The 13,089-nt window shown below is 41.7% G+C and carries 5 protein-coding genes; 3 read left to right on the top strand and 2 right to left on the bottom strand.

Annotated elements, in window-relative coordinates; genetic code table 11:
* Positions 1-9: 9 nt before the first annotated feature.
* Positions 10-2,421 carry an alkaline phosphatase PhoX gene (locus tag R1T16_RS00280; RefSeq protein WP_317499052.1) on the bottom strand — a complete coding sequence of 804 codons (2,412 nt, stop codon included), beginning with the start codon at positions 2,419-2,421 and terminating at the stop codon, positions 10-12.
* A 201-nt stretch (positions 2,422-2,622) separates the two neighbouring features.
* On the bottom strand, positions 2,623-4,476 hold the full coding sequence (locus tag R1T16_RS00275; RefSeq protein WP_317499051.1) for a cytochrome-c peroxidase: 1,854 nt from the start codon (positions 4,474-4,476) through the stop codon (positions 2,623-2,625).
* A 178-nt stretch (positions 4,477-4,654) separates the two neighbouring features.
* Between R1T16_RS00275 and R1T16_RS00270 the strand changes: the two genes are divergently transcribed.
* The 3 genes from R1T16_RS00270 (at position 4,655) to R1T16_RS00260 (ending at position 13,057) form a co-directional block, all read left to right on the top strand.
* The gene (locus tag R1T16_RS00270) at positions 4,655-5,542 is read left to right on the top strand and encodes a carbohydrate kinase (protein ID WP_317499050.1); all 888 of its coding nucleotides are present in this window, start codon (positions 4,655-4,657) and stop codon (positions 5,540-5,542) included.
* Between the two features lie 93 nt (positions 5,543-5,635).
* Positions 5,636-7,276 (top strand): tetratricopeptide repeat protein, encoded by a 1,641-nt coding sequence (locus tag R1T16_RS00265; RefSeq protein WP_317499049.1) that lies wholly within the window; start codon positions 5,636-5,638, stop codon positions 7,274-7,276.
* A 231-nt stretch (positions 7,277-7,507) separates the two neighbouring features.
* The gene (locus R1T16_RS00260) at positions 7,508-13,057 is read left to right on the top strand and encodes a choice-of-anchor J domain-containing protein (protein ID WP_317499048.1); all 5,550 of its coding nucleotides are present in this window, start codon (positions 7,508-7,510) and stop codon (positions 13,055-13,057) included.
* Positions 13,058-13,089: the final 32 nt, after the last annotated feature.

Below are 13,089 nucleotides of genomic sequence, written 5' to 3'. Positions count from 1 at the left end.
CGTAACTATTTAGTTCTTTTTAAGCAGTTTGTAAGTACCTGTTTTATCGCCTACGTGTACGCGAACCACAAATACCTGATCTCCGGCAGCAGAAGAAAGATTGATATCTAATTTCTGGCTTCCGCCGATAGACTGGCCTTTAGTTTCAGAAACTTTTCTTCCAAGCATATCAAATACCTCTACAGATACATCTTCACCTGAAGCATCATTGATCTGAACTGTAACCACACCGTCTGTAGGGTTAGGATAAAGGCTTACCATGTCTTTAAGTTCGTTAGGTGTATCAAGGCCTAAAACTTCTTCTACAAGGATGTAATCTGTTTTAGCTTCGGCTGCACTAGTACCGGCAGCATTAGACGTAACAAGCGACACACTATAAGTACCCGGAGCAGCATATGTAACTACAGGAGATTCCTCTGTAGATGTTGCAGGCTCACCACCTTCAAATGTCCATGTCCAAGTTGTTGGGTTGTTTGTACTCATATCTGTAAATGTAACCGTTTCGCCCTGGTTTACAGTAGTTATGTTTGCTGTAAAATCGGCAACCGGTGTGTGTGCTCCAAGATCTTTATCAAGGGCAAATACTACTGTTGCAGAAGCATTAAAGTTAATATCTGTAAATGTAGCATCCTGTTGCGGAGCATTAGTTCCGTTAGGGTGCTGTACAGAGAAGAAACCATATTTAAAGTCTGGTGTAAATGTCAATCCTGTTGGTTCAGATCCTGCAGGCATAGAGGCAAACAATTTAATATTTGGGTTGCTTTGTGTATGGTCTGGACGGATTACCCAAATGTAGTTTAATCCACCATCCTGAAGAACCCAAAGGTTACCTTTATCATCAAAAGTAAGGTTATCGTTACCGTCAGCCCAAGGCTCGTTAACAACACCGTTTGCAGTTGTTATATCATAGTTCATACCTCCTGCAAATACCTCAAATTCAGAGATGGTGCTTCCGTTATCTTTAAAGCTGTAAATACGGTTCTTGCCTTTACTTGTAAAATAGATCTTGCCATTAAGCGGGTTGATTTCACAATCTTCAACACCGTTAAAGTTAGTACCGCCAAGCGTTTGAGCTACAGTACGCAGGTTGTTACGGTCTGCCTGAGTAGTATTAGGAACAAGTACCCATGTTGCAGTTGCAGAACTTGGCTCATCGTTAGACAGCGCAAGGTCAAGCTTAAGAACATATACCTTACCAGATGTAAAGTTGTTAGGTGTATCGGCAACAAATTTGTATACGCAGTGTGTACCACCATCCTCGCCGTAGTAACCTGTTGTACCATCGGCGGTAATAACGATATTCTCATGGTTCATACGCCCAAGAGCCCAAAGTTTTTCCTGTTTGTTGTTACCATATTCCATTACAGATGCTGTAGATGGATCGATTTCTACAAACCATCCAAGATCCTGGTAGCCGTCGCCGTTGGCATCACCATTAGCAGTATCTTCTTCTGTAGTAATTACAGTACCCCAAGGTGTAATTCCACCAGAACAGTTTCTTGATGTAGTTACAAGATCTGCGTTGTACATATCTACTGCTTTAGAATCGTCTACTACCCATAGTTTTTCTTCTTCATTAAGGTGAATGTTAAGCATAGAAACACCTCCCGGAGTATTTTCCTGATTTACAGAAAGGTGGCCTGTAGTGCTGCTTCCGTTTACCGGAACAAACGCAGTGTAATCATGGTTACCCGGTACGTTTCCACCGCCTGTCATATAAGCAGAGCCTTCTTTGAAAAGAAGCTGGTAACGGAATTCAGGCGCTATGATAAGGTGGTCAAGCTGAGCCGTTGGGTTAATAGAAGTAAAACATCCTATGTGCTCTTCGTCACACGCAATTTCAAGCGCAGGGTTGGTGTTTTTGATGTAAAGGTCAAAACCTATGTCAGAGCTTTGTCCATCACGGTTGTGTACTTCTACAGCAATCCTGTTGATCCCTGTCTGGAATACTGTTTTAGATACCTGGTGGATGTAGAATCTTTTCTCATCGGCACCATCAACGATTGTTGAAGAGTTAGTAAGGTAATCTGTAGGTTCAACAGGCATATTTTCCCTGTATACTTCCACCCCGTTTACATAAACGATAGCACCGTCATCTCTTCTTAAACCAAATTCTACAAACTCAGTAAGTGAAGAAGGGTTCACATCAATGTCTTTGTAAAAATAAGATGTAATATACTTGTTACCTGAATCAGGTCCAAAAGATATTACAGTTGCAGTAGGATCGCCATACCCCAATGGCGCAGTTCCTGTAGCCCATCCTGCATTTGCAGCAGCAGGCTGGTTCCAGTCTGTTGCATCCTGGCTTGTACCGTTGTCAAGATACTTCCACTGAGCACCTTTTGATACTGGATAAATACCCTCCTGGGCATACATAGCCCCTGAAAGTAAAATGCTTACTAATAGTAAACGTTTTTTCATAATTCTTTAGATTTGATTTTAGTTTTTGTTAAAGCAAAAGTAGAATCAGAAAATATCCTGTGTCTGAAGCGGTGCTTAAGTTTATATTAAGTAACACGCAAAATCCCACAGCAAACAGCCCATTCTTTAAGTAATGATTATGCAGGCGTTACTAATTAAACTCAGTATAAATAAGAAGGCTGAAATTATTCAGCCTTCTTATTATTTTGAAACCGGTTTTCTTACCGGGATATCATTAAGGGATTTTATAAAAGCGATAAGCTCTTTCTTTTCCGTATCTGTAAGATTTAAAGGATCAGAAGATAATGTCTGGTTGATTACATTTAACCCTAATCCGCCGCCACCGCCGTTGTTGTAAAAGTCTATTACTTCCTCTAGAGTCGTATAAGCCCCGTTATGAAAATAAGGTGCTGTAAGCCCTGCATTCCTTACCGAATTTGTCTTGAATGACTTTTCATAGATCCAGGCATATTCGCTTAAAACGGTATTAGACCATCGGCCTTCGTCACTGTCAAGCCTCAGATTTTTGGCTTTAGGATCGGCAAGCACACCTAATATCTCACTTTCATTCTCATTATAAAAAGGCGGAACCAGTCCTGCAAACGTTGGTGCAAAATGGCAGGTTCCGCAAGCGGCTTTCCCCATAAAGAGGTTAAAACCGTTCTTAACATCCTGACTTAATTCTTTAGATTCCCCTCGTACATATTTGTCAAAATCGCTGTTGTATGAGCGCAGTGACAATACATAAGATGCCAGCGCTTTAGAAAACTTCTCGCGGGTAACTTCGCCCTTACCAAAAACGGATTTAAATTGCGCAGCATATTTTTTACTTGTACCCAGTTTTTTGAGAATAGAACTGTAGGCTGTATTAAATTCTTCGGGGTTAAAAATTACGTGTTCTGCCTGCTGCTCTAAGGTAAAGGCGCGCAGGTCATAAAAAAACCTGTCGGCATATACCGCGTTTACTAATGTAGGCGCATTACGCATCACATTTTTACCCTTGATGCTGCTTACCGATTTTACAATACCATCGGCATAGCCTTTTTCCGGCTGATGGCAGCTTGCACAGCTCATTACACCGTCGCCGCTTATGGCAGTATCATAAAACAGCTCTTCGCCTAAGGAACGGAGTGCCTCGCTATCTTCCCCTTTTTTAAGGTCGGTAAAAAAATAAGGGTTAAGAAAATCGTTGCCAAAAATAGACGTGCTGTTAGCATTCCATGATGTAGTCTGTATAAGGAAATCTGGTGCAGCACCTTTTTCAATTTTACCCAATTCGCTATACAGCGGATCTATATATTTTTTAAGTATCTCAAGCCTGTCAAGGGTATCAAAATCTGAGTTCTTATCTAGGTATGCTACCGCGTCATCAAACAGCGATTGCACTTTAGTATTTTTAGCATCGCTGTAATTCTCTGCATAAAAAGTCTTCATGCCCTGTAACGATGCTTTTGCTTCAGGAATAGCATTCAGCGAGCCCGGAGTATCAAAACCCGTAATTCCCAGCGAATATATCCTGACCAACTGGATACGCATTGCGGCGACATTGCCTTCATCTTTAAGTTTTGTAGTTAGGCTATTGAACAACAGGCTATAATTGGCGCTCAGCTTTTTAGCTACCGCGGCAATCTGTACCTTTTCTGCAGCTGCCTCATCAGAGAATACCAATTCATCCATTACCTGTAAGCCTTCGGGAGTTAACACTATGGGGCTGGTACCCGATTTTTCAATATGTAATAGCGGTGCTCCGTTTATATGTTCGTTTACATATTCGGTGTAATGAAAGGCTAGGTAAAATTCAACCTTTTTATAACTTATCCTTGTTGCCGCGACGGATGATCGCAATGAATCAAGCGTTACTTTCCCGTTCCTGTACCCTTGGGCAGAGGCATCAAGGTTATGTACTGCCTGATTAAATTCTAATGTAAATTTATTGAGCACTACAGGAGAAATCTCATATTCAGATGTTGCAGAGAATGAAAAACTCATTACACCTGCCATAACAGCCACCGTGCTTACTGCAGCTATCTTTATCTTACTGTAATTGAAACGCATAGAATATGTTTTGTTAGCTAATCTTAAATTTGGCAAACATACCAAAGGCAGATACCCACTTGCGTTAAGCTGTCATTAAGTAATGATTAAATAAGCAATAGAGCGTTTTTCATGAAAACACCCAATATTGTTGTCTAAAAATCGAGTAAATTGCGTTTCTATACTATAAAAATTACAAATGAAAAAGAGCCTTACCGCCGTTTGTTATGGCGAAGTATTGTGGGATATATTTAGCAGTGAAAAGAAAATAGGCGGCGCTCCGTTAAACGTGGCATTACGCATCAAAAGTTTGGGCTTTGATTCGGCAATGATAAGCTGTGTAGGTAAAGACGAAGACGGACACGAAATTATAACCCACATTGCAAAACAGGGTCTTGACACAAAAGCGATAAGCACCAACGCTTACCCCACAGGAGTAGTGCAGGTACACCTTAACGAAACCGGTTCTGCCAGCTATGACATCCATTATCCATCCGCATGGGATAAGATAGAAATAAACAATCATGCCAAAACCCTCGTAAAAAATGCTGACGTACTTATTTACGGAAGCCTGGTCTGCCGTGACGAAACATCAAGAGCTACACTTTTGGGACTTTTGGAAAAGGAAGTATGCAAAGTCTTTGACGTTAATCTTAGAAAACCGCATTACACCATAGAGACATTAAAGCTGCTGATGCAAAAAGCAGACTTTATAAAATTTAATGACGAAGAGCTGCCTGAAATCGCACTGGCGTTAGGCGCTGCCGAACAAGGACTAAAAGAAAACATTGAATTTATAGCAGAAGCAACCAACACAAAAAGCATTTGTGTGACCTGTGGAAAAGACGGAGCACTATTGTATTGGGATGGCGCCTATTATTCTAACCCGGGATACAACATTACCGTTGCAGATACAGTTGGTGCAGGCGACTCTTTCCTGGCTTCTATCGTCACTAAACTGTTTAGCGAAAATGATCCGCAGGCAGCTGTAGATTTTGCCTGTGCTGTAGGTGCATTGGTAGCGTCAAAATCGGGTGCAAACCCAGAGGTTAGCAGTGCAGAAGTTATTTCTATAATGCGTGTCTGATAAATAAAGTGCCATATTTTATAATTATATGACTGCATAACAGTTGTCGCTATATTTGAATATATTTGTTTGTTCCAAATCCAACCGTCTGCCATGTCCTTCAAAGTAAAAAAGATACTTATTATGTTGTCGTTCGTAATGTCTGCTACACTCTCGTGGAGCCAGATACAATCCGCTGCACAATGTGATTCAATTTTAAAAAAAGGACAGGAAGCTACCCGTAACAAGGAATATGTAAAATCGCTGGAACTGCTTACTACCGCACGCACAGCGGCCGAAAAAAACCGCTGGAACAAACAACTGTTCTATGCCATAAATTACACCGCCCACAATTATATTGCCATGATGGATTATGGCGAGGCGCTTAACTACTGCCTTGAAGCGTACAACCTTTCGGTAAAGGAGCTTGGACCTGAATTTGAAATGATTGCTCTTAATAATATTGCTATCCTTTACACCGCCGATAAGAACTATAAAAAAGCGCGCGAATATTATAAAAAGACTTACGAAACCGCCAAAAACGAAAACTACAAGAGCCTTGGCATTTACCTCATTAACCTGGCTAACGTAGAGAATATACTGGAAAATCCTGAACAGGCCAGAGCGTATATTAATGAGGCAATGCCCAATCTTACTAAAAACTGGCCGCAATCTGTTGTCGCGGCAAACATGATACTCGCCGAAAGTGACCTGCTTGAAGGCAATACGGTTATGGCACGACAAAAAGCCGAACAGTTGTTACAGCAGGAAGTAAAAGATGTGGCATACAATGATATTGCTGTTCCGCTAAAAGAGATTATCGTTAAAAGCTATTTTGAGGAAAGCAACTATGATATGGCTGCCCAAACCGCACGTAACATCCTTGCCAAAGAACGCAACATAGAAACAAGGGAAAGAATTTTTGAACTCCTCTCTAAAATATACAACAAAAGTGGCAAGTATCAGTTGGCCGTAGCGTGTAAAGATTCCATTATTGATACCCAGCATAAGCTGAACGAGATTAAGAACGGAAGGCTGTTTGAGAACAGCAGGGTTAAATTTGAGATGCAGGACTATAAGAACCAACTCGCTCTAAAGGAAGAAAAAACTGCTGCTCAGCGTAAGATCATCTACTCCCTGCTTGCAATCTTTATTGCCGTGCTTACAGGTATCGTATTTATATTTCGCCAAAAGAAGCTTATAGCCGAACGCAACCAGCGCATTACTTCCCTTGAGCTTGAAAAAGAAAAGAACGATAACCTGTTGCTTGAAAAACAATTCAGGGAAAATGAAACTAATGCACTTCTGGAACAGGAACGCCTCAAAAATGAAATTGAGGCACGAAACAGGAAACTATCTGCTAAGGCTTTATTCTTATCTGACAGGAACCAGCTTATTGAAGACATAATAACGTCACTTGCAAAGAAACCCAAACTTTCTAAAGATGTATCGCTGGCCAACCATATCAGGGATCTTAAGAGCCACCTTAAGGCAGATGATGAATGGGAAGATTTTATCACTCATTTTGAGGAGCTCAACCAGGGGTTTCTTAACCGCCTTAAGACACAGCACCCAGGCCTCACATCAAACGATATCAGATTCATTGCATATATCTACATGAACCTTAGTATCAAGGAAATTTCTTCAATTTTAAACATTACAATCGAGGCATGCAGGAAGCGAAAAGACCGTATTGCACATAAGATGGAATTAGCCGAAAATATTAGCCTATACAATTATATTTCAACACTATAAGACATCACTGTCTCACTTTTTCGACCATTTGTCCTACTGTTTCCTAACCGATAGTTATGCGCATTTTAAATAATGCGTGAAATTTTTGTTAATGTTGTGCTCAGTAATGATGATCTAAAAAAATTAAGCCGAAACAAATCTGTTTGCAAGGCTTAATTTTTTCTTCCTATTGATTCAAGATTTTACTACATACATAAACTACTAATTTTTTTTAACATCAAAAAAAGGGAAATGATGAAACAAATCTCACTTTTTTTAATCGCATTGCTATTATCATTCAGCAGTAATGCGCAGCTCGCAGAGGAAAGCTTTGAGAGCTGGAGTAACGGCCAGGGGCCTGCAAACTGGAAGGTGCTGCAAAACACTATTGGCACTGCCAACATGTGGGTACAGTCTACAGCAGGATTTGCCCCTACCCCGCCGCACACAGGGATGCATGCCGCTTACATGGATGCACAAAACGTAACGACAGGATTGCCTGAAGATTACCTTGTTACACCATTATTTAATGCACCCGTAAACGGGCGTTTGTTTTTTTACTCAAGGCTTACCCAGGCATTAGACCAGGGCAGTGTGTATAAGGTAAAAATACTGCCTGCGGGCGCAAATGCAGACGACCTTACTGCTTATGTTGAACTTCAGTCATGGACAGAACTGCAAATTAACCCGACCCAGACAGAATACAACAAAATCACAGTTGACATTCCGGCAGAATATGAAAATACCAATGTGCGCCTTGCTTTTGTCTTGGTAAGCGACAACGGTGACCGCTGGCTTATAGATGATGTAAAAGTCGTATCGCAATGTTTACTGCCCGTAAACCTTACAGCATCTGATATTACAATAAACTCTGCTAACCTTACGTGGGACAATCCTTCGGGGGCTGCCCAGTGGGAAATAGAAATTGTTGAAGAAGGACAAGGTGCAACAGGCACCGGCTTTGTATATAGCGGAGCACTTCCGTATCATGCTGCAGGCCTTCAGTCGGGCATGGAATACCGGTTTTATGTGAGGGCACTTTGCGCCGACAGCGGCGAGAGCGACTGGACAGATCCGGCTGTATTTACAACGGTACAACCCGGCGACAGCTGCCAGGACCCAATACAGATACTTTCATTGCCCTATACAGCTAATGATGATACCGCAAACTACCCTGATACTTACGAAGGCTCAGCCGGAGGATGTGGTGTATCAAACTCAGCACAACACCTCAATGGTAACGACGTAACATACGCTTACACGGCAACGGCAAACGGTACCATAAGCATCAATGTAGCTAACATAACCGATACTTATGCAGGTATATTTGTATACACCTCATGTGCAGCTATTGGAACTCAGTGTTATGCAGGAGCAGCAAACGACTACCTTACCCCTGCCCCTGATCTTAATATCCCTTCAATAAGTGTTACTGCGGGTACGACTTACTACATTGTTATATCTTCATGGTTTGCAGAGTCGGTAGGTTATCAGCTTAACATCCAGGAGGAGTTTTGCGAAAAACCAACTAACCTTGCTGTAACCGATCCTACATATACCGGCGCTACATTCAGCTGGGATTCTACAGCAACTTCATGGCAGTATGTTATCCAGCCTGTAGGTACGGGACTGCCTATGGGAACAGGTTTGGCAACAAACTTTAGTACTATAACATCAAGCACATTGAGCGCCAGCACACAGTATGAAATTTACGTACGCTCAAATTGCGGTGACGGTACATTTAGCAGCTGGACTGGCCCTGTACAATTCAACACGCTTTGCAATAATTTTACAACACCTTATTTTGAAGGCTTCAATACAAATTCTGCATCTCAATTCTGCTGGACTATTGCCGACATTAATAACGATGGCAGCGTATGGGACATGGACTTTACCTACGACTTTTTTGAAGGCGACCAGTCGGCAAAATTTGATGTAAGCGCTACTTCTGAAAATGACGATATGCTTATCTCACCTGCCATTGTGCTTACAGGCAATGAGAGGCTTAAATTCCGTTATAAAACACAAGAATTTGGAGCGGTTGCCTTTAAAGTAATGGCATCTACGACAGGCAATGCCCCTGAAGATTTTACCATAGAGCTTTCACCACTTACAAGCTATGCTGTAGATTTATTTACAGAAAAGATCATAAACGTCTCTAACTTGCCTGCTGGCCCTGTTCACTTTGCTTGGTATGTACCTACAGGTGTAAATGGTGGTTATGAGCTTATGATAGACAACATTATTGTTGAGCCGATGCCAACGTGCGCGGAACCAACCGATATTGTTGTAACGAATATTGGAAACACTACGGCAAATGTTACCTGGACTACAGGAAATACAGAAACTAACTGGGAAATTATTGTTGGCAATGCGCAAACTGTAGGCACACCAGGTGCAAGCACAAATGGTACACCTCTTACAGCAGCTAGCTATACAGCAACAGGGCTTGCCCCTAATACACTGCAAAGTGTTTTTGTACGCGCAATATGCGGCCCGAACAATAAAAGTATCTGGACGGGTCCCTATTACTTCACTACAAAATGTGACGCACTGCCGGTTCCTTTCTTTGAAGGATTCAATAGTGACTCTGCAACCGAACAGTGCTGGACAACTGCCAACAATAATGGCGACTGGGCAGTATGGGACCTTGCAAACAATGATGCTTTCGAGGGCGATGAAGCTGCCAATATGTATGCAGGTAACGCTGCAAACAACGATTGGTTAATTTCTCCTGCAATAAACCTTACAGGTAATGAAAGGCTTAAATTTCATTACAAAATAGGCAATGCGCAGGAAGGCAGTACAGGATTTAAAGTACTTCTTTCTACTACAAATGCCAATATAAGTGACTTTACCGAAGTAATCGTTCCGGAAACGGTTTACACAAATGAAGAGTATGTCGTTAAAACGGTATCGCTTGCTGCTTATACAGGCACAGTTTATATTGCATGGCAGGTACCTCCTTCTGTTGAATACGCGTCAGACCTGTTTATTGACAATGTTATCATAGAGCCGCTGCCGGCTTGCCCTGAGCCTTCATATATTGAGTTCAGCGACGTTACGCAGACATCGGCACAGGTAAACTGGACACCGGGCGGAAACGAAACACAATGGGAACTGTTTATAAATGTTGATGGAGAAGATGCTCCTGCAACGGGAATTACAGTAACCTCATTACCTTATACAATTACTGACCTGGCAGATGGGTCTGCAATACAATCGGGCACGCCATACCATGTTACGGTAAAGGCGATATGCAGCGATACGTCGTCAAGCATACCATCTGACGGTGCAAACTTTGTAACGCTCATAAGCAACGACGACTGCGAAACAGCCGTTACGATACCTGTAAACACAGGCGCTTTTTGCGAACTGTATGCAAACGGTACATTAAACCTTGCTACAGAATCGCCTCAGGCAAACCCATGCGGCGAATGGACAAGTGCCGATGACGATGTTTGGTTTGAGTTTACAGCCACATCGCCAACGCATACTGTAACTGTTTTTGATATTTCAGAAGGCGCATCATACATGAACTATGTTATTTACAACGGCGATGACTGTGATAACTTAACCCAGATTGGTGACTGTAATGGTGCTTATGCCGAATTTGGCAATGCAGCCTCTACTACCCTGCTTGAAAACCTTACTGTAGGTTCAAAATACAAATTGAGGATATTTAGCGCCGAAGCCAGCACTAACCAGACTACCACATTTAAGATATGTGTAAAAGTGCCGGTTAAACCTATAATCGTTACAACAACAGAACACACAGTTGAAGAACTGGTTAAAAATGTATTATTTAACGGAAACTGTTCACAGATAAGTAATGTTACCTACTCTACAGGAACAAACTATCCTGATCCTGACAATATCTTTGGCGACAACCCTAACGGTATAGGATACTTTAACAAAGGTGAGTCTAACTTCCCTTTTAACGAAGGTATCGTTATGACAACCGGAGATGTACTTAAAGTTCCGGGCCCTAACTACAGGGCAATGGAACAGGGATCTGGAGTATGGTTAGGAGATACAGATGTAGATGCGGTTATGGAGAATATGCTTGGTGCACCACCATTCCAACCGTCTACAAATGCATCGGTTATTGAGTTTGATTTTGTGCCATCGGTACCGCAATTAAACCTTGATTTCTTTTTTGCTTCAGAAGAATATGGCGACATGATACAGTGCTACAGCTACGATACATTTGCTGTACTTCTTACAGATGCTGACGGAAACACGCAAAACATTGCCGTGATACCCGGAACAGACCTTGCAATATCTGTATTTAATATCAGCGGAGCGGGATATCCTAACGTTTGTCCCGGTTACAACCTTGAATGGTTTGATAAGTACAATGTATTTGGGCAGGAAGACCTTTCCCCTACTTCATTTGCAGGGCAGACTAAAGTGATGACTGCTACGGCAAACGTACAGGTTAACCAGCAATACCATCTTAAGATAGCTATTGCAGAAACAGACAACAACCTTGACTCGGGCGTATTCATTAAGGGAGGTATAATTGATGGCGGCGGAACTGTAGACCTTGGTGACGATTTGCTTGTTGCAACACAAACTGCGGTTTGCGACGGAGAATCGGCAACTATTTCAACAAACCTTGACGCTGCTGTTTATGATTTTGAATGGAAACGTAATGATGTTGTAATTGCAGGCCAAACCGATGCTGCGCTTACAGTAACTGAGCCGGGAACATACTCAGTCAGTGCAAATATTACAGGCTATACCTGTTTGATACAGGACAGCGTTGTTGTTGAGTTCTATCCTGCTGATGCTACGGCAAATCCTGCTGATATTACGGTATGCGACGTTGATGGTTTTGCAGATTTTGATCTTGTATCTAATACTGCTGTAATCCTGAACGGACTTAATCCTGCTAATTATACAGTTACTTACCATGCTGACGCTAATGATGCTGAAAATAATACAAATCCTTTACTATCGCCATATACCAACACAGTACAATTTACACAAACAGTATATGCAAGGATAGTAAACAACACTACGCAGTGTTACGTTGTTAAGTCATTTGTGCTGAATGCACAGGATCTATCGCCTAAGTTTACCCTTGATGGTATTTTCACAGCGTGTAGCCCTGAAGATACATCGATAACTGTTAATCCTTCTAATTTTAACCTTGCAGATGCTACATACACATGGACGCTTAATGGTGCCCCAATCGCTGCAAACACAAGCACTATTGTTCCTGAAGAGTTTGGCGAATATGCCGTTACAGTTGCTATAAACGATAATTGCAGTGCAACAGATAGCGTGGTAGTTTCTCGCGATGAAACTGCTGTTGAAATTGCAGTTGCAGATAACTGCGAAAACAACATTTATGTTGTAGAGGTTATAGACAATGGCGGCTTTAACATTGATACCGCTGCCTATGCATGGACAGGCCCTGAAGGTTTTACATCTCAGGAGCGAAAATTTACTGCTACGCTTCCGGGCATCTACAATGTTGTTGTAACTACTGCAGATGGTTGTACTGGCGAAACAGAATTTACCGTAGTAAGTACTACCTGCGAAATACCGAGAGGTATATCGCCTAACGGAGATGGTAAAAACGACGAACTTGACCTTAGCACCTTAAGCATTAAAAAACTTAGCATTTTTAACCGCTACGGACAGGAAGTATTCACTAAAAACAATTATACCAAAGAATGGCACGGACAGGATTCTCACGGATCTGAACTGCCAACAGGAACTTACTTTTACATGATAGAACTTCAGGGAGAAAGTAAGACAGGATGGATATATGTAAACAGGCAGGAATAAATATTTATAAGTTTAGTTAATTTAGGTTAAGA

Origin of the sequence: Flavobacterium sp. DG1-102-2 (genome assembly GCF_033042555.1) — a bacterium.
In the GTDB taxonomy this organism is placed as follows: Bacteria; Bacteroidota; Bacteroidia; order Flavobacteriales; family Flavobacteriaceae; genus Flavobacterium.
This window is presented reverse-complemented; position numbering and strand designations above follow the sequence as displayed.

What these genes read in the sequence shown, in the direction of transcription:
- R1T16_RS00280 (WP_317499052.1), bottom strand. Translation starts at nt 2,421, where the DNA reads ATGAAAAAACGTTTACTATTAGTAAGCATTTTACTTTCAGGGGCTATG.
- R1T16_RS00275 (WP_317499051.1), bottom strand. Translation starts at nt 4,476, where the DNA reads ATGCGTTTCAATTACAGTAAGATAAAGATAGCTGCAGTAAGCACGGTG.
- R1T16_RS00270 (WP_317499050.1), top strand. Translation starts at nt 4,655, where the DNA reads ATGAAAAAGAGCCTTACCGCCGTTTGTTATGGCGAAGTATTGTGGGAT.
- R1T16_RS00265 (WP_317499049.1), top strand. Translation starts at nt 5,636, where the DNA reads ATGTCCTTCAAAGTAAAAAAGATACTTATTATGTTGTCGTTCGTAATG.
- R1T16_RS00260 (WP_317499048.1), top strand. Translation starts at nt 7,508, where the DNA reads ATGATGAAACAAATCTCACTTTTTTTAATCGCATTGCTATTATCATTC.